This is a genomic window from Baekduia sp. Peel2402, from assembly GCF_052567285.1.
In genome coordinates, this window is record NZ_CP199582.1 from 4,416,117 (window position 1) to 4,433,042 (window position 16,926).

General features: G+C 70.0%; 16 protein-coding genes. 14 read left to right on the forward strand and 2 right to left on the reverse strand.

Translation table 11 applies throughout. The features are described from left to right. The first annotated feature begins 98 nt into the window (after nt 1–98). Genes disA through ACT01A_RS21670 form a run of 6 tightly spaced genes read left to right on the forward strand, consistent with a single transcriptional unit; the run spans nt 99 to nt 5,501 of the window. Complete coding sequence (gene disA, locus ACT01A_RS21645; protein ID WP_445149176.1) at nt 99–1,211, forward strand: DNA integrity scanning diadenylate cyclase DisA; 1,113 nt, start codon at nt 99–101, stop codon at nt 1,209–1,211. A 35-nt stretch (nt 1,212–1,246) separates the two neighbouring features. Beyond that, a complete protein-coding gene (locus tag ACT01A_RS21650) occupies nt 1,247–1,870 on the forward strand; it encodes a CarD family transcriptional regulator (RefSeq protein WP_445149177.1) in 624 nt (207 codons plus the stop codon). A gap of 8 nt (nt 1,871–1,878) precedes the next feature. Continuing rightward, nucleotides 1,879–2,559, forward strand: a complete 681-nt coding sequence (ispD, locus tag ACT01A_RS21655) for a 2-C-methyl-D-erythritol 4-phosphate cytidylyltransferase (RefSeq protein WP_445149178.1) — start codon at nt 1,879–1,881, stop codon at nt 2,557–2,559. Nucleotides 2,560–2,566: 7 nt separating this feature from the next. Continuing rightward, a complete protein-coding gene (locus ACT01A_RS21660) occupies nt 2,567–3,400 on the forward strand; it encodes a histidinol-phosphatase (RefSeq protein ID WP_445149179.1) in 834 nt (277 codons plus the stop codon). Beyond that, nucleotides 3,397–3,891 carry a 2-C-methyl-D-erythritol 2,4-cyclodiphosphate synthase gene (gene ispF / locus ACT01A_RS21665; protein ID WP_445149180.1) on the forward strand — a complete coding sequence of 165 codons (495 nt, stop codon included), beginning with the start codon at nt 3,397–3,399 and terminating at the stop codon, nt 3,889–3,891. The genes ACT01A_RS21660 and ispF overlap by 4 nt, the downstream gene beginning before the upstream one ends. 11 nt (nt 3,892–3,902) lie before the next feature. Beyond that, complete coding sequence (locus ACT01A_RS21670; protein ID WP_445149181.1) at nt 3,903–5,501, forward strand: Na+/H+ antiporter; 1,599 nt, start codon at nt 3,903–3,905, stop codon at nt 5,499–5,501. A 10-nt stretch (nt 5,502–5,511) separates the two neighbouring features. On the opposite strand, the gene ACT01A_RS21675 is transcribed toward ACT01A_RS21670, so the two are convergent. Then, nucleotides 5,512–6,438, reverse strand: coding sequence for a sensor histidine kinase (locus ACT01A_RS21675; RefSeq protein WP_445149182.1), 927 nt, complete (start codon nt 6,436–6,438; stop codon nt 5,512–5,514). Nucleotides 6,439–6,935: 497 nt separating this feature from the next. Here ACT01A_RS21675 and ACT01A_RS21680 point away from each other — a divergent pair, with 497 nt between their 5' ends. From ACT01A_RS21680 to ACT01A_RS21715, 8 genes are all read left to right on the forward strand, one after another. Further along, nucleotides 6,936–7,634, forward strand: a complete 699-nt coding sequence (locus ACT01A_RS21680) for a response regulator (RefSeq protein ID WP_445149183.1) — start codon at nt 6,936–6,938, stop codon at nt 7,632–7,634. Further along, a complete protein-coding gene (locus ACT01A_RS21685) occupies nt 7,631–8,329 on the forward strand; it encodes a sensor histidine kinase (protein WP_445149184.1) in 699 nt (232 codons plus the stop codon). Before ACT01A_RS21680 ends, ACT01A_RS21685 begins: the two co-directional genes overlap by 4 nt. Next, complete coding sequence (locus ACT01A_RS21690) at nt 8,326–8,712, forward strand: response regulator (RefSeq protein WP_445149185.1); 387 nt, start codon at nt 8,326–8,328, stop codon at nt 8,710–8,712. Before ACT01A_RS21685 ends, ACT01A_RS21690 begins: the two co-directional genes overlap by 4 nt. A gap of 52 nt (nt 8,713–8,764) precedes the next feature. After that, a complete protein-coding gene (locus ACT01A_RS21695; protein ID WP_445149186.1) occupies nt 8,765–9,427 on the forward strand; it encodes a response regulator in 663 nt (220 codons plus the stop codon). 430 nt (nt 9,428–9,857) lie between these two features. Then, a complete protein-coding gene (locus ACT01A_RS21700; RefSeq protein WP_445149187.1) occupies nt 9,858–10,433 on the forward strand; it encodes a helix-turn-helix domain-containing protein in 576 nt (191 codons plus the stop codon). Continuing rightward, nucleotides 10,430–11,098: an RNA polymerase sigma factor gene (locus ACT01A_RS21705; RefSeq protein WP_445149188.1), complete on the forward strand. Its 669-nt coding sequence runs from the start codon at nt 10,430–10,432 to the stop codon at nt 11,096–11,098. Before ACT01A_RS21700 ends, ACT01A_RS21705 begins: the two co-directional genes overlap by 4 nt. Then, nucleotides 11,095–12,234 carry a DegT/DnrJ/EryC1/StrS family aminotransferase gene (locus ACT01A_RS21710; protein ID WP_445149189.1) on the forward strand — a complete coding sequence of 380 codons (1,140 nt, stop codon included), beginning with the start codon at nt 11,095–11,097 and terminating at the stop codon, nt 12,232–12,234. Before ACT01A_RS21705 ends, ACT01A_RS21710 begins: the two co-directional genes overlap by 4 nt. A 17-nt stretch (nt 12,235–12,251) precedes the next feature. After that, entirely contained in the window at nt 12,252–13,334 is a 1,083-nt protein-coding gene (locus ACT01A_RS21715; RefSeq protein WP_445149190.1) for a Gfo/Idh/MocA family protein, read from the forward strand. Between the two features lie 89 nt (nt 13,335–13,423). Here ACT01A_RS21715 and ACT01A_RS21720 read toward each other — a convergent pair whose 3' ends face one another. Then, nucleotides 13,424–16,528, reverse strand: coding sequence for an Ig-like domain-containing protein (locus ACT01A_RS21720; RefSeq protein WP_445149191.1), 3,105 nt, complete (start codon nt 16,526–16,528; stop codon nt 13,424–13,426). Nucleotides 16,529–16,926 lie beyond the last annotated feature (398 nt).

The window sequence follows — 16,926 nt, forward strand, 5'->3', positions numbered from 1 at the left end:
GCACGGATTTGGCGCGCTCCTGGCCATCCGGCCAGATTCTGAAAAACGCTCGTGCCCCGGTAAGGCCGATCTAAAGGAGCCCTGGTAGAATTGTCGTGATGGCGCAGCGATCCGGCGACGATTTGAACGAGCTGGAAAGTCGTCAAGAGCCCCGTCTCGTCAAGGCTTTGGAGATGGTTGCGCCCGGTACGGCGCTCCGCGAGGGCCTCGACAACATCCTCCACGCGCACACCGGCGGACTCCTCGTCATCGGCGATCACGACGAGCTGAGCTTCCTGTTCTCCGGGGGCATCAAGCTCGACGTCGACTACACGCCCGCGCTGCTTTACCAGGTGGCCAAGATGGACGGCGGCATCGTCCTGAACGCCAACGCCACCAAGATCGCGATGGCCAACGTCCAGCTCACGCCGGACCCGACGGTCCTGACGCTGGAGACCGGCACGCGCCACCGCACCGCCGAGCGCGTGTCCAAGCAGACCGACGCGATCGTCATCGCGATCTCCCAGCGGCGCGAGGTCGTCAGCCTCTACGTCGACGGCGCGAAGTACATCCTCGAGGACATCCCGGTGGTCCTCGCCAAGGCCAACCAGGCCCTGGCGACCCTCGACAAGTACCGCACGCGCCTCGACCAGGTCTCCACGCGCCTCACCGCGCTGGAGTTCGAGGGCGGCGCCACGCTGCACGACGTGCTCACCGTGCTGCAGCGCTCTGAGCTGGTCACCCGCATGGCCGTCGAGATCGAGCGCTACATCGTGGAGTTGGGCACCGAGGGCCGCCTGATCGAGATGCAGCTCGAGGAGGTCATGGTCGGCGTCGCCGCCGACAAGGCCGCGCTCATCCACGACTACCTGGCCGCGGACTCCGACGAGACGTTCGCCGCCGCGCTGGACCAACTTGGGCGGATGCCCCATCAGGACCTGCTCGACTTCGGCCGCCTCGCCGAGCTGATGGGCTACGACCGCAAGCTGAACACCCTCGACTACCCGGTCTCGCCGCGCGGCTTCCGGATCCTGGGGCGCGTCCCCCGGCTCCCGAAGCTCGTCGTCGCCCAGATCGTGAAGGAGTTCGGGGGCCTCGACGAGCTGCTCGCCGCGACGGACGCGGAGCTCGAGACCGTCGAGGGCGTCGGAGAGATTCGTGCGAAGGACATCCGTGAGGGCCTTCGCCGGTTGCAGGAGATCAACCTCGTCGATCGGTACCTGCAGACCTGACCGAGCCTGCGTGAAACAGGCCTGGACGGAACACAGTGGCTGCTCGTCTCCTCGGCGCGCGGCCCAAGCCAAGGAGGACCACCATTCCCGGTAGCACCGAAGAGCAACTGCTGGAAGACCTCGACATCGAAGTCGTCGTCGAGAACATCGATTTCGAGATCGGCGACAACGTCGTCTATCCCCACCACGGGGCTGGGCAGGTCCTCAAGAAGGAACTGAAGAAGATGTTCGGTGAGGAGCGCGAGTACCTCACCATCAAGATCCTGCACAACGACATGACGGTCATGGTGCCCTGCGAGAACGCGGGCGTCGCGGGTCTCCGTCGCGTCATCGACGAGGAGACCGTCAAGAAGGTCCTCGCCGTCCTGCAGGACGAGCTGTCGGAGATGCCCAAGAACTGGAACCGCCGGTTCAAGCACAACCGCGACAAGATCAAGACCGGCAACATCTACGAGCTCGCCGAGGTCGTCCGCAACCTGGCGATCCGCGAGCACGACAAGGGCCTCTCCACCGGCGAGAAGCAGATGTTCACGCGCGCCAAGAAGATCCTCGCCTCCGAGCTCATGTACGCGCTTGAGAAGAGCGAAGACGACGCCGAGGCCTACCTCGACGACCTGCTGAAGTCGTCGGCCGAGCGCCTGGCCGCCGCCGCGAAGTAGAACCACTGATGTCTGCGGTCGCGCTCGTCGTGGCCGCCGGACGTGGCGAACGCCTTGGGTACCCCGGTCCCAAGGCGTTCGTCATGTGTGGGGGTCGTCCGATGCTGGAATGGTCGATCGACGCCCTCAAGGCGGTCCCGGAGATCGGGCACATCGTGGTGGCCACGCCCCCGGGCGTCGAGCCGCCGGCCGGGACCTCCGGCGTCTTCGGCGGACAGGAGCGCTCGCACTCGGTGCGCGCCGCGCTGCATCACACGCTGGCCGGCGACCCAGTGCTCGTCCACGACGCGGCGCGCCCGCTCGTGACGCCGGAGATCATCCGCGCGGTCCTGGCCGGGCTGGACGACGCCGCCGACGGCGCGATCGCGGCCTCGCGCGAGGCGGACACGCTCAAGCGCGAAGCGCCCGGCGGCGGCGACGGCCCGAACGGCCCCGCGACCGTCGCCGAGACCGTGCGCCGCGACGGTCTCTGGGCCGTGCAGACCCCGCAGGTCTTCCGTCGCGAGATCCTGAGCCGCGCGCTCGACCAGCCCCACGACGTCGTCGCCGGCGCCACCGACGACGCGTCGCTGGTCGAGGGACTGGGCGGAACCGTCCGCCTCGTAGAGTGCCCACGCGAGAACTTCAAAGTCACGACCCCCGACGACCTGCGCCTCGCGGACCTCATCCTGCGATCGCGGTCGCGCTGATCTCCCCTTGCTGACCGACTATCACGTCCACCTCCGTCCCGACGGAGAGAACACGCCCGCCTCGGAGTACTTCACCGAGGCCAACGCCGAGCGCTACCGCGAGACCGCGGCGGACCGCGGGATCCAGGAGCTCGGCGTCGCCGAGCACATCTACCGCTTCACCGCCGCGCTCGACGTCTGGCAGCACCCGCTGTGGATCGAGAACGCCCACGACGACATCGACCGCTACGCCGAGTTTGTGCGCGAGCGCACCGACCTGAAGCTCGGCATCGAGGCCGACTTCATCCCGGGCAAGGACGACAAGATGCGCTCGCTGCTGGAGGCGCGCGACTGGGATTACGTCGTCGGCTCGATCCACTTCCTCGCCGAGGGCGCGCTCGACTACGACCGCTTCGACGTGTGGAACTCCGCGCGCTCGGCCGATCACGTGTGGAAGACCTACTTCACGTGGCTGGGCGAGCTGGCCGCCTCCGGGTTGTTCGACATCATGGCCCACCCGGACCTCGTCAAGCACTGGGGCAAGGAGCGCCCTTGGCCGGACAAGGACCTGCGCTTCTACTACGACCTCGCGATGGAGCAGATCGCCGAGTCGGGGATCGCGATCGAGCTGTCGACCGCGGGGCTGCGCAAGCCGGTGGGGGAGATCTACCCCGACCGCGCGTTCCTGGAGATGGTCGTCGACGCAGGCAATCCCATTGCCTTGAGCAGCGACGCCCACACGCCCGAGCAGCTCGGCTTTGAGTACGAGAAGGCCATGGAGCTGCTCAGCGACGTCGGCGTGACCGAGATCGCCACGTTCTCGCATCGCAACGTAACCCTGGAGCCGATCGGACCGTCATGAGCGCCGCGCCGTCCGTCCGCACCGGCATCGGCTGGGACTCGCATCGCCTCGCCGAAGGCCGCGCGTTGATCCTCGGCGGCGTGACCATCCCCTATGACAAAGGGCTGGACGGCCACAGCGACGCCGACGTCCTGGTTCACGCGGTGATCGACGCGCTGCTCGGCGCCGCCGGGCTGGACGACATCGGCGCGCTGTTCCCCGACACCGACGCGGCCTACAAGGACGCCGACTCGATCGCGTTGCTTCAGGACGTCGTCGGCCGCGTGATCGCCAAGGGCCTGCGCGTCGACCACGTCGACACCACCGTGATCATGGAGCGCCCGAAGCTCTCGCCGCACCGCGCCGAGATCCGGGCCACGCTGGCGGCCGCGCTGGGCGTCGACGGCGACCAGGTCAACGTGAAGGCCTCGACCGGCGAAGGCCTCGGCTTCGTCGGCCGCGGCGAAGGTGTCGCGGCGCTCGCGGTCGCGACGCTGAGCACCGCGTCGTAGTCTGATCCGCGATGCACGGCGACCTCGTCGTCCTCGCGGTGCTCCTGGGCGCCGGGGCCTTCCTCCTACTCGCGGACCGCACGCAGATCCCGTACCCGATCCTGCTCGTGATCGGGGGGACCACGCTCGCGTTCGTCCCGGGCGTCAGCGAGCTGGTCCTCGACCCGGACGTCGTGCTGATCGCGTTCCTGCCGCCGCTGCTCTACGGCGCGGCGTTCTTCACATCGATCCACGACCTGAAGACCAACTACAAGCCGATCGGGCTGCTGGCGGTCGGTCTGGTCGCGGCGACGACCGTGACGGTCGCCTTCGTCGCCCACCACGTCGTCGGCCTGCCGTGGGCGGCGGCGTTCGTACTCGGCGCGGTCGTCTCGCCGACCGACCCGGTCGCGGCCACCCAGATCGCCGTGCGCTCGCACGCGCCGCGGCGGCTGGTCTCGATCGTCGAGGGCGAGTCGCTGATCAACGACTCGACCGGCCTGATCGCCTACAAGTTCGCGATCGCCGCCGTCGTCAGCGGGACGTTCAGCGCGTTCAACGCCTTCGGCGACTTCGTGCTGAGCGCGGCCGCGGGCGTCGCGATCGGGCTGGCGGTCGGCTGGGCGGTCGCATGGCTGCGCGCCCGCCTGGACGACGCGCCAACCGAGACCGCGGTCTCGTTGCTGACGCCCTACGTCGCCTACCTGCCGGCCGAGGCGCTGCACGTCTCCGCCGTGCTGGCGGCGGTCACCGTCGGGCTCTACCTCGGCTGGCGCTCGCCGGAGCTGGTGACGCCGTCCACGCGGATCCAGATCACGGGCTTCTGGGAGCTGCTGAGCTTCGGCCTCAACGCCGCGCTGTTCGTCCTGATCGGCTTGCAGCTCTCCACGGTCGTCGACGGCCTCGACGGCTACTCGACCGGGGAGCTGCTCGGGTACTCGGCCGCGATCGCCGGGACCGTCCTGGCGACGCGCATGGCGTGGCTGTTCCCCTTCAACATCGCCTCGCGCCTGCTCGTGCGCAAGCTGCCGCGGATCCGCGGCAACGCCACCGAGACCGACCCGCCCGACTACTGGCTGACGCTGCTGCTGGGGTGGTCGGGCATGCGCGGCGCGGTGTCGCTGGCCGTCGCGCTGGCGATCCCGCTGACCACCGACGCGGGCGACCCGTTCCCCGGCCGCGATCTGATCATCTTCCTGGCCTACGCGGTGATCCTGATCACGGTCGTCGGGCAAGGCCTCACGCTCGGCAAGCTGATCGAGGTCGCCGGCGTCTACGACGACGACGAGACGGTCTTCGAGCAGGAGGCCCAGGCGCGGATCGCGGCCTCGCGCGCGGCGATCGCGCGGATCGAGGAGCTGGAGGACGAGGAATGGGTCCGCGAGGCCTCGGCCGACCGCATGCGTCGCGGCTACGAGTTCCGGATCCGGCGCTTCGAAGCCCGCCTGGACGACGATGACGATGGCGACATCGAGGAAGGCTCACAGGCCTTCCAGCGCCTCCGCCGCCACGTCCTGGCCGCCGAACGCGCCGAGATCGTCCGCGCCCGCAACCGCGGCGACATCACCGACGACATCATGCGCCGCATCGAGCGCGACATCGACCTCGAGGACGCGCGCCTGGAAATTTGAGCGGGGGCCGCTAGGACGCGGTGCCCAGCTCGGCGCGCAGCTCCTCGACGATCGCCTTCTGGCGGTCGGCGAGGGCCAGTGAGCGCTGAGGAGCGGTGCGCTGTGAAGAGGCGCGCTGGGTGCGCAGGGGCAGCTCGACAGTGAAGAGCGCGCCGCCCTCAGGGGCGTCGCCGACGGTGACGGTGCCGCCGTGCAGCTGGGCGATCTCGTTGACGATCGCCAGACCGAGGCCGGTGCCCGCGGACTTCGCGCCGCGGCGGTAGCGCTGGAAGATGTGCTCCCGCGCGTCGGGCGGGACGCCGGGGCCGTTGTCGGCGACCTGGAGGATCAGGCGGCCGGGCGCGGTCGACAGCGAGCAGCGCACGATGCCGCCGGCGGGCGCGTGGCGGATCGCGTTGGCCACCAGGTTGCTGACGACCGAGACGAGCTTCTCCTCGTCGGCGACCGCGGGCAGGCGGTCCGGCACGCCGAGGCGCAGGTCCAGGGAGCGCTGCGCAGCCAGCTCGCTGAAGCCGCCGACGCAGGTGCGGACGATCGAGGCGACGTCGACGACCGCGGCCTCCAGGGCCTGGTCGGCGTTCTCCAGGCGGGCGACGAGCATCAGGTCCTGGACGCGGCGCAGCATCGAGTAGGCGTTGGCGCGGATCCGCGCGACGTCCTCGGCGTCCTCGTCCGCCAAGCGGCCGGACTCCTCTAGGCGCGTGCAGAGCGCGAGCATGATCGACAGCGGCGTCTTCAGCTCGTGGCCGACGTCGGCCAGCTGCTGGCGGTGGTCCGGCGCAGGGGAGCCAGAGGCGCCCGCGGCATCAGCATCCGGGGTCGGGCCATCGGCCGCGCTCTGCGCGCGACTGCGCCACCACCGCGATGTCGGCCGCCGACGGCGGTCGTCGTCCATCGCGTCGTGACCGTCCGGGTCCACGTCAGCTTCGGAGCTCACTTTGATCAATCCCCATGTTCCGTATGAACGTCGTGTCCTCCGGAAACCTGCTCGTCCCCATTGAATCGGCAGATGCGGGACGGGCATGGGGGAACTTCCTAACCCACGGACCAAGAGCGACCTGCCTCGCGGGTGCGCATGCAAGTCACCCTCGTGCCGGTTGCGTCCGTCGTAGCTTTCCGGGCGCACGGTCCGCCGGCAGGAGAGCCCTCGATCGTGCAACGCCGCGTGGGCCGGGAACGCACCGGACGGTCCGTGCCTGGCGGCGCGTGGCCGCGTGGCGGTTCCCTTCAATCCCCAGGGAACCGCCTACGCGGCCGCAAATCCCGCGCAACGGCTCGGGCCCGAACGCCTTACGCGGCCACCTGCACGATCGTCCGTTTTCCTGCTTGGGGGTCGAAAAATACCCCACGTGGGTGATGTCTTTGCTCTTTTCTTTGCTTCTCCGGTTGCGGAGATAACCGGTTGGGGACGAGACCGGGAAGGGCTCATTGGGGATGGAATTCAAGGTTGACGGGGACGCGCCGCTGCGCGTCATCGTGGCGGACGACGATCCGCTCGCGCGACGCATGCTGCGCGACGTGCTGCAGCAGGCCGGCATTACCGTGATCGCCGAAGCAGGCTCCGGTCGCGAGGCCGTCGAGCTGACCGCGTACTACACGCCGGACGTCGTCGTGATGGACCTCATCATGCCGGGCATGGATGGCCTGGCCGCGATGGGCGAGATCCGCCGCACCTCGCCGGACGTGCGCGTAGTGATCCTCACCTCGTCTGACGACGACGAGGTCGGGCTCATGACCTTGCGCGCGGGCGCCTCCGGGTTCCTGTGCAAGAACGTCGGGATCGACGCCCTGCCGCGCGCGTTGCGCTGCGCGAAGAACGGCGAGGCGGTCATCACCCGCCGGCTGACGATGCGCCTGATCGAGGACCTGCGCATGGTGCGCACGGATTCCGCGGGCATGCGTCCGATCCGCAGCCAGCTCACGTCCCGCGAGTGGGAGGTCCTCGACCTCCTCTGCCAGGACCTGTCCACGGACGAGATCGCTGATCGCCTCGTCGTGTCGGTCGAGACGGTCCGCTCGCACGTCAAGAACGTCCTGCGCAAGCTCGAGGTCCGCTCCCGTCGGGACGCGGTCGCTGCCGCGTCGCGCCTGCGGGCCGGCATGCTCGAGGACGGGCTCCCGGCCGAGGAATGACCGAGGAGGATCCTGCGACGGCGGGCTCGCTCGCCGCACGGCAGGACGGCCTCGAGTACTTCGCGGCCCTGGCCGCCCACCAGCTCGGCGAGGCGATCGCGCTCATGCGCGGCGCCGCCGCCGTCCTGGAGCAGCAGACCGGGGGCAACCTCGGCACCGGCGGGCAGGAGGCGCTGCGCGCGCTGCACGCCGGCGGCGATCGCGCCCAGCGCTACGTCGACGACCTGCTCGACGTCGTGCGCGCGGCCGGCGCGCTCGAGGATCCCGCGACCTGCGACCTCGACGCGCCCTTCGACGCCGCGGTCGCGGACCTTCAGCTCTTCATGGACCGCGTGCCGGTCCACCTTCAGCGCGAGCCGCTGCCGCGGGCCGCGGTCGCGCCGCGCGACGCCCAGCGCGTCTTCTCGCACCTGCTGCGCGCCGCGCTGTCGGCGGGCGCCACGCGCCTGGGCATCACCGGCCGCGTCGAAGGCGACGACGTGATCGTCGAGCTCTTCGACAACGGCACCCCCGCGCGCGAGGGCACGCAGCCGCTCGAGCCGTTCGGGCGCCCGCGCGGGCGCGGCCCGCTCGTCGGCGCCGGGGTCAGCCTCCCGCTCGTCCGCCGCCTCGTCGAGCGCGCCAACGGCCGGATCGACATGCAGGTGCGCGACGACGGCGCCACGATCGTGACCGTCGAGCTGCCGGCCGCATGAGCGCGCCGTTTCGGGTCCTGCTTGCTGACGACGCCGCCGAGATGCGCGCCCTGCTGCGCTGGGCGCTTCAGCGGGAGGACGGCGCGATCGAGGTCGTGGGCGAGGTCGCCGACGGCACCGATGCGCTGGCCCAGGTCGTCGCCTTGGCGCCCGACGTGGTGATCCTCGACCTCCAGATGCCGGGCCCGCCGCCCGCCGAGCTGCTGCGCGAGATGGCGGCCACCGGCGTCCCGATCGTCACCTTCAGCGGCTTCGAGCCGGACCTCGTCGCGCCCGACGAAGCGCGCCTCGTGGCGCTGCACGTACCCAAGACCACGGACCTGCCGCTCGTGCGCGAGGCGATCCTCTCGGTCGCGCGCGGTGACGACTCAAGCAATACTTAGGGACATCGCGGCGAACGGTGGACATGAGGCACGGCAGCCCGCACGCGTCGTCGTGGTCGACGATGACGATCAGCTGCGCGGGCGCTTGCGCGCCGCCCTGCAAGACGCGGGCCTGACCGTCATCGCCGAGGCCGACAACGGCCGCGACGCGATCGAGCTGGCCGCGCACTACAAGCCGGACGTGATGATCATGGACATCGTCATGGCGAACATCGACGGCCTGTCGGCGACCCGGCAGATCGTCGCGCGCGCCCCGACGGTCCGGATCCTGCTGCTGACCGCCTCCGACGACGTCGACCTCGGCATGGTCGGCCTGCGCGCGGGCGCGGCCGGGCACCAGGTCAAGGGCGTACCGACCGAGGAGGTCGTGGCGGCGGTGCGGCGCATGGCCGCGGGGGAGCCGGTCATCGGCCCCGAGCTGACCTGGCGGCTGATCGAGTCGCTGCGGGCGCTGCCGGTCGGCGGCCAGGGCGTGCGCCCTGTGCGCTCGAAGCTCACCCCGCGCGAGTGGGAGGTCCTGGACCTCCTCTGCGCCGGGCGCTCGGTGGACCAGATCTCCGACGACCTCGTCCTCGCGCGCGACACCGTCCGGACCCACGTCAAGCGCGTGCTGCGCAAGCTCGGCGCCCACTCGCAAGCCGAGGCGATCTCGATCGCTAACGGCATCCGGGCCACCTTCGCCGCCTCCGGCGGCGAAGCGCCGGACGAGGCTTAGGGCACCCACACCGCCTCCGTCGTTTCTCCACCGACCACCCTTCCGGTGTTCGGCGAGCGGCGCCGTGCCACTAAAGGGCTCCCTAGCGCATCGGTTAGGAGGCTCGGGTGAGAGATCTCACCCACTGCGGTGGCTCGCCTGCCCCGTTGGTCGAGCAGAACATCACCGGCTCCGCCACCCGGATATCCCCTGCCACCGAACCCCGCTCGGCCGCAGCATTCAGGGTGTACCGCAAGTAGGGCCGAGGAGGTGCAGGACGCACGCCAAGGCCCCACAACTGCCGAGAAGGCACGGGGTGGATCATGGTGGATCTGGGGATTGCAGTTCAGCAGGGCGTCACGGAGGTTCAGGCGTGATGCGCGTAGTGATCGTCGCTGACGGACAGTTGGCGGCCGAGTCGGTTCGAGGCTGCTTGCAGTCCGTGCCGAGCATGAAGGTCGTCGGTTTCCTCGACGGCCGCCGTCCGTGGGACGACGCGCTCTCGCTCGTCGACCACGACCTGGTCGTCGTCTACGCCGACACGCCGCATTCGGCCAGCGCCGGTGCGCTTGCCAACGTGCGCCACGCGTCGAGCGGCAAGATCATCTTGCTGACGGGCGACATGGACTCCGAGTGGCTCCATGAGGCCCACGACCGCGGCGTTGACGCCGTCGTGTCGGTGAGCGTCGGAACGGCCGGCATCGGCCAGCTGATCCGCCAGCTCGCGCTCGGCGCGGTGTACCACCCGCTGACCGCGCCGCGACAGGCTGCGGCGGCGAGCGACCCGCACCATCCGGACCTTACGACCCGCGAGCTGGAGATCCTGCGGCTGGTTGCCGCCGGCGCCTCCAACAGCCAGGTCGCGATGGAGCTGTGGGTGACCGAGCAGACGGTCAAGTTCCACCTCTCCAACACCTACCGCAAGCTGGGCGTGGCCAACCGGACCGAGGCCGCGCACTACGCCTACACGCACGGGCTGCTCAAGCAGCCCGACCAGGACCGTCGACTCGCCGTGGTGGCAGCATGACCGCCCCGGCCAAGGATGGCCTCAAGGCTCGCGCCGACCAGCTCGGCGCCGAGCGCGCCCCCGGCTCGTTCCGCGCCAAGACGTCGCTGGACGAGAGCTCGGCGACCAAGCCGCTCGTCTCGGCTGCGGTGGCCCGCGCCAAGCAGGGCGACCGGGAGGCGCTGCGCTTCCTGTACCTGCGCTACGCCGACAACGTCTACGGCTACGTCCGCTCGATCGTCCGCGACGAGTACGAGGCCGAGGACGTCACCCAGCAGGTCTTCACCAAGCTGATGGTCGTCATCGGCAAGTACGAGCAGCGCGCCGTGCCGTTCTCGGCGTGGATCCTGCGGCTGGCCCACAACGCGGCCATCGACCACGTGCGCAAGCGCCGCGCGGTCCCCGCCGCCGAGGTCTACGGCGCCGACGAGCGCATGCCCGAGGGCAACGAGGACCGCTCGCGTGAGCTGCGCCTCGCGCTGGCCGACCTGCCCGACGAGCAGCGCGACGTGATCGTGCTGCGTCACCTCGTCGGCCTCTCGCCGACCGAGATCGCCGGCGCGATGGGCAAGACCGAGCCCTCCGTGCACGGCCTGCACCACCGCGGCCGCGCAGCGTTGCGGACCGCCCTGGTGGAGCGCGGCTGCGCTCCGACGACCTTGACCGCCGTGAGGAGCGCGGCATGACCTTGACCGATAACACGCAGGCTCTCGAGCGCATCCCGACCACGAAGCTGGACCCGGCCGACCCGGAGCTCATGGAGGAGCTGCTGGCCGTCGTCGAGCGCGTGGCTCGACAGGGCGCCTTCACGATGGGCACCGAGCTGGAGGCCTTCGAGCAGGAGTTCGCCGAGTACTGCGGCTCCCCCTACGCGATCGGCGTGTCTTCGGGCACCGAGGCGATCGTCCTGGCCCTCAAGGGCCTGGGCATCGGCGCGGGCGACGAGGTCATCCTGCCGTCCAACTCGTTCATCGCCACCGCCGAGGCCGTCAGCCTCGCGGGCGCCCGTCCGGTGCTGGTCGACGTGGACCCGTCCACGCACCTGATCACCGCCGACGCGGTCGAGGAGGCCATCGGCCCGCGCACCCGCGCGGTCATCCCGGTGCACCTGATGGGCTCGACGGTCGACATGGAGGCCTTGCTGAAGGTGACCAAGCCCGCCGGGCTGAAGGTCATCGAGGACACGGCTCAGGCCCACGGCGCCTTCGTCGGCGGCCAGCGCGTCGGCACGATCGGCGACGTCGGCTGCTTCTCCTTCTACCCCACCAAGAACCTCGGTGGCTGGGGTGACGGCGGCGGGGTGGTCACGGCCGACAAGGGCCTGGCCGACCGCATCCGTTTGATCCGCTCGCACGGCGAGCAGCCGCGCTACCACCACAAGGTGGTGGGGACGACCGCGCGTCTCGACGCGCTCCAGGCCGCCCTGCTGCGCGTCAAGCTCCGCCGTCTCGACGGCTGGAACGACGACCGCCGCCGCCTCGGCGCCGCGCTCCGCGCGGGGCTGGAGGGCACGTCGGTGCAGTTGCCGTCGGCGGCGACGCTGGACGGCGATCACGTCTACCACTTGTTCATCGTGCGCACGCCCGATCGGGAGGCACTGCGCGAGCACCTGGACGCCCATGGCATCGCCTCGGCCGTCCACTACCCCTTCCCGATCCATCGCACCGAGGCCTACGCCGACCTCGGTATGGAGGCCGGAAGCCTCCCGGTGGCGGAGCGACTCGCTGAGGAGATCCTCACGCTGCCGCTCTTCCCGACCATGTCCGATGAGGACGTCCAGCGCATCGTGGATGCGGTGCGGACCTTTGGCGGCGAGAACTGATGGAGGCACGACGCACCATGCAGACCCGCAGGTTCCCCTCCCGGATCGGTGAGATCAACACCCCCGAGCCCCCGCTGCGGACGGTTGTGGTGGGCTACGGGTACTGGGGTCCCAACCTCGTCCGCAACGTCATGGAGCGCCCGGAGTTCGAGCTCGTCGCGCTCTGCGAGCGCGACCTCGCCCGCGGCCAGGCGTTCTCGGCCAAGGTCCCCAACGTCCCGGTCATCGACGACCTCGAGATGATCCTCGACGACGACACGATCGACGCGCTGATCGTCGCGACGCCGCCGCACACCCACCACGCGATCTGCAAGGCGGCCCTGCTGGCCGGCAAGCACGTGCTGGTGGAGAAGCCGCTGGCGACGACGACGCTCGACGCGCTCGACCTGGTCGACACGGCCAACACGCGCGACGTGCTGCTGATGCCGGGCCACACGTTCCTGTACAGCCCGCCGGTCGCCAAGGTCCGCCAGCTCATCGACCGCGACGTGCTCGGCGACATGTACTTCGTGACGTCGGCGCGCATGAACCTGGGCAAGTACCAGAAGGACGGCGTCATCTGCGACCTCGCGCCGCACGACCTGTCGATCCTGCTGCACTGGCTCGAGGAGCCGATCGTCCAGGTCGCCGCCCACGGGCGCTCGGTCTTCCAGAGCGGCGTGCCGGAGACGGCGTTCCTGACCGTGACGTTCGCCGGCGGCACGACCGCCAACATCGAACTGTCGTGGCTGGCGCCCCGCAAGGTCCGCCAGATGGTCGTCGTCGGCAGCCGCCGGATGGTGCAGTACGACGACACCGCCGGCGACGAGGCGATCCGCATCTACGACCGCGGCATGGAGTTCGAGACGCCGGAGAACTTCGGCGAGTACCAGCTCACCTACCGCTCGGGCGACATCGTCGCCCCGCGGCTGGAGCCGGCCGAGCCGCTGTCGCTGGAGCTGCAGGACTTCGCCCGCTGCATCCGGACCGGCGCCACGCCGCGCTCCCACGCCTACCTCGGCCTGGAGGTCGTGGCGGCGATGGAGGCGGCGCAGGAGTCGCTCATGCGCGGCGGCGTCCCCGTGGCAGTCGCTGGCATCAGCGAGCGCGCGGTCGCCTAGCCCGCAGCAAGCGCTACAGCTTCAAAACGCGACCGGGCCGGCGTAGGAAAAGCCGGCCCGGTTTGCGTTCTACTGGATGTTGCTGAGGGTCAGGCGACCTTCAGGACGCAGGCGCCCGCGGTGGGCAGCGTCGAGGACACCTTGCCGGCGGCGTCGGAGCGCACCTTCTGCGTCCCGAGCACTTTGCCCGACGTGTCGCTGCACTTGGTGTAGGTGATGGTCTGCTGGCGGCCGGCCGAGGCCAGGCCGTCGAGCTGCGTCACGCTGCCGACCGCGGCGCTGGAGATCCGCCAGCCGTTGGCCGCCGCGACACGGGCCACGGAGGTCCGGGCCTTGGCGGTCGTGCCGGCCTTCACGCGGGTCACGGCGATGGCGACCGACGAGGCCGCGCCCTTCTTGTCAAATGCGCGGACCGACAGCGTGTGGTTGCCGTAGGACAGCGACCTGGGCGCCGTGTAGCTGGTGCTGTACGGCGCCGCCTTGTCGACGGCCACGCGGGTGTTGTCGACCCAGAACTCGACCTTCGCGACGCCGTCGCTGTCGGCGGCCGTCGCGGCGGCGCTCAGCTTCGACGTGAACGTCGAGCCGATCGTCGGGCGGACCAGGGTCAGCACCGGGGCCGCGGGGGCCGGGGCGGGATCGGGCGTGTCGGTGTCCGGCACGTCGGGCGCGTCGGGCGCGTCCGTGTCGGCGTCGGGCGTCGAGACCTCCGGGATCGTCGGCAGCGCGACCGTCAGCCACGAGGCGGACGGGCCGGCGGCCTCGGCGTTGCCGGCCGCGTCGGTGGCGCGCACCGCCGCGGTGTGGTTGCCGAGCGCCAGGCCGGTGAACGTCGCCGGGCTGGTGCAGTCCGCCCATGCGCCGCCGTCGATCTGGCACTCGAACGTCGCGTTGTCCTCGTCGGCGCCGAACGCGAGCGTCGCGGAGCTGCCGAGCGAGACCGGCTGCGGCGCCGAGGTGAGCGTCGTCTTCGGCGCGGTCGTGTCGACCGTCACCGAGCGTGTTGCCGGGGAGGCGTCGGTGTTGCCCGCGCCGTCGGTCGCGCGGACCGAGAACGTGTGGGCGCCGTCGGCCAGCGCGGCGATCGTCTTCGGGCTGGTGCAGGACGACCACGCGGCGGCGTCGACCTTGCACTGGAACGTGCTGCCGGACTCCGAGGAGGAGAACCCGAACGCCGGCGTCGCGTCGTTGATCGTGCCGGACGGGCCGGAGCTGATCGTCGTCTCCGGCGCGGTCGTGTCGGACGGCGTCGTGTCGACCGTGAACGTGCGGGTCGCCGCGGAGGCGTCCTGGTTGCCGGCTGCGTCGGTGGCGCGGACCGAGAACGTGTGGCTGCCGTCGGTCAGGTTGTTGTAGGTCTTCGGGCTGGTGCACGAGGCGTAGCTGCCCGAGTCCAGCTTGCAGCGGAACGTCGAGCCCGACTCGCTGGAGGTGAAGCCGAACGAGGCGCTGGACGTCGCGATCGTGCCGGACGGGCCGGAGCTGATCGTCGTGTTCGGCGCGGTCGTGTCCGGCGCGGTCACGTTGACCGTGAACGTGCTCGTCGCGGCCGACGCGTCGGTGTTGCCGGCGGCGTCGGTGGCGCGGACCGAGAACGTGTGGCTGCCGTTGGCCAGGCCGGTGTAGGCCTTGGGGCTGGTGCAGGACGCGTAGCTGCCGGCGTCGATCTTGCACTCGAACGTCGAGCCCGACTCGCTGGAGGTGAAGCCGAACGAGGCGCTGCTCGTGGTGATCGTGCCGGACGGGCCGGAGCTGATCGTCGTGTCGGGCGCGGTCGTGTCGGCCGGCGGCGGCGTGCTCGTGTCGACCGTGAACGTGGCCGTGGCCGCCGAGGCGTCGACGTTGCCGGCCGCGTCGGTGGCGCGGACCGAGAACGTGTGGCTGCCGTCGGTCAGGCCGGTGTAGGCCTTGGGGCTGGTGCAGGACGCGTAGCTGCCGGCGTCGATCTTGCACTGGAAGGTGCTGCCGGACTCGTTGGAGGTGAAGCCGAACGAGGCGTTGGAGGTGGTGATCGTGCCGGACGGGCCGGAGGCGATCGTCGTGTCGGGCGGCGTGGTGTCGGCCGGCGGATCGACCGGCGTGCCGCCGGAGACGTTGATGCCGCGGTCGGTGCCGTCAGAGGCGTTGGCCTTGCCGGGCGAGCCGTCCTTAAGCGCCCAACCGGCGTAGGTCGTCGGGGCGGTGCCGCCGACGAAGACCGGTGTTCCGGTGATGGCGTTGGTGCCCGTGCTGCCGCTGGTGAACAGGTTGTAGGACACGGTGCATGCCGAGCAGCCGCTGGCGTTCAGCGAGCCGTTGATGACGATGTTGTCGCGCGAGACCATGTTGCGGTTGGGCGAGGAGTCGCCGCTGACCACATAGGTGTTGACGTCGATGTTCTTGGTGGTGTTGTGGATGAACGTCGAGCCGTTGTGGTGGCCGAACTGGACCGCGGGCTGGTAGTCGCCGCTGCCCACCATCACGTTGTTGGAGACGTTTTCGCGGTCGCCGCCGTCGGGCGCCATGAGGATCGTGTCGTTGTTGTGGAAGTAGTTGCCGACGATCTGGGTCTGGCTGGAGCCGTAGAGCTGGATCGAGTCGACGTGGCGGCTGTAGCCGCCTTGGCGGATGCCGACGAACTCGTTGCCGGGTCCGATCTTCACGCCCGTGGCCGCGCCGATGATCTGGACGCCGTCGGACTCGCCTGCGTTGCCGAAGTGGCTGTTGGTGATCGTCACGCCCATGGGCTGCGAGGAGGTGCTGCCGGAGCCGCGCACGGTCAGGCGGCCCTCGTAGCAGCTGCCGCAGGCGTCGATCCCGTCGAACGTGTCGTTATCGAACAGGATGTTGGCGTTGTTCATCGCGCTGCCGTTGCCGACCGTGGTCGACGCGGTGACCTTGCTGTTGACGATCGCGATGTCGTGGGACGAGCCGAAGATCTCGGCGCCCGTGATCGTCAGGTTGTCGAAGCGGATGTTCGCCGCGCCGTTGAGGGCGGGGTGGATCGAGGCGGTCGCGCCGGTTTGGGGACGGATCGTCACCGTTCCGGACTTCGAACCGCCGCTGAAGTTGCCGTACGAGCCAGAGGCGAGCTCGATGACGTCGCCGGCCTGGGCGGAGCTGAAGGCGCTCGACAGGTTCGACGGGGTGGCGGTGAGGGTCGCTGCGTTGGCGGCCGTGGGGACGGCGAGGCAGGCGACAAGAGCAGCAAGCAAGACGGACAGGCGGAAACGCGGGCGCAGACCAGCGTGACCGTCGGACGGATACGGCGGCACGGAGAGTTCTCCCTTTGGAAATGAAGGAACTGGCTGTAATGGGCGGTCCCCTGCGACCGACCCACTGAGTCCGCTGGACGGTGGCAAGACCCCCTGTCTGCCACCGGACTTGGAAGCGTTATCGACATTCCAGCGGAGGCCTAAACCGTCTCGTCTCGACGCTGGACGCCAGGACCTCTCAGAACCTCCCGAAAGCTCCGGGCACGGCGAGAAATCAGGCGGGATGAACGAGTATCCCTACGCGCAACCTGGCACGTAGAAACTCGTCAATTTGGACGCCCAGAATGCGCGTGAACGTCCTGTAATCGATCGCCCTCCCCCGATGAAGGGAGGTCCAC

Excerpts from the sequence above, each read along its gene's own strand:
- ACT01A_RS21670 (WP_445149181.1), top strand. The coding sequence starts at position 3,903 with ATGCACGGCGACCTCGTCGTCCTCGCGGTGCTCCTGGGCGCCGGGGCC.
- ACT01A_RS21705 (WP_445149188.1), top strand. The coding sequence starts at position 10,430 with ATGACCGCCCCGGCCAAGGATGGCCTCAAGGCTCGCGCCGACCAGCTC.
- disA (WP_445149176.1), top strand. The coding sequence starts at position 99 with ATGGCGCAGCGATCCGGCGACGATTTGAACGAGCTGGAAAGTCGTCAA.
- ispF (WP_445149180.1), top strand. The coding sequence starts at position 3,397 with ATGAGCGCCGCGCCGTCCGTCCGCACCGGCATCGGCTGGGACTCGCAT.
- ACT01A_RS21710 (WP_445149189.1), top strand. The coding sequence starts at position 11,095 with ATGACCTTGACCGATAACACGCAGGCTCTCGAGCGCATCCCGACCACG.
- ACT01A_RS21700 (WP_445149187.1), top strand. The coding sequence starts at position 9,858 with ATGAAGGTCGTCGGTTTCCTCGACGGCCGCCGTCCGTGGGACGACGCG.
- ACT01A_RS21690 (WP_445149185.1), top strand. The coding sequence starts at position 8,326 with ATGAGCGCGCCGTTTCGGGTCCTGCTTGCTGACGACGCCGCCGAGATG.
- ACT01A_RS21680 (WP_445149183.1), top strand. The coding sequence starts at position 6,936 with ATGGAATTCAAGGTTGACGGGGACGCGCCGCTGCGCGTCATCGTGGCG.
- ACT01A_RS21715 (WP_445149190.1), top strand. The coding sequence starts at position 12,252 with ATGCAGACCCGCAGGTTCCCCTCCCGGATCGGTGAGATCAACACCCCC.
- ACT01A_RS21685 (WP_445149184.1), top strand. The coding sequence starts at position 7,631 with ATGACCGAGGAGGATCCTGCGACGGCGGGCTCGCTCGCCGCACGGCAG.
- ispD (WP_445149178.1), top strand. The coding sequence starts at position 1,879 with ATGTCTGCGGTCGCGCTCGTCGTGGCCGCCGGACGTGGCGAACGCCTT.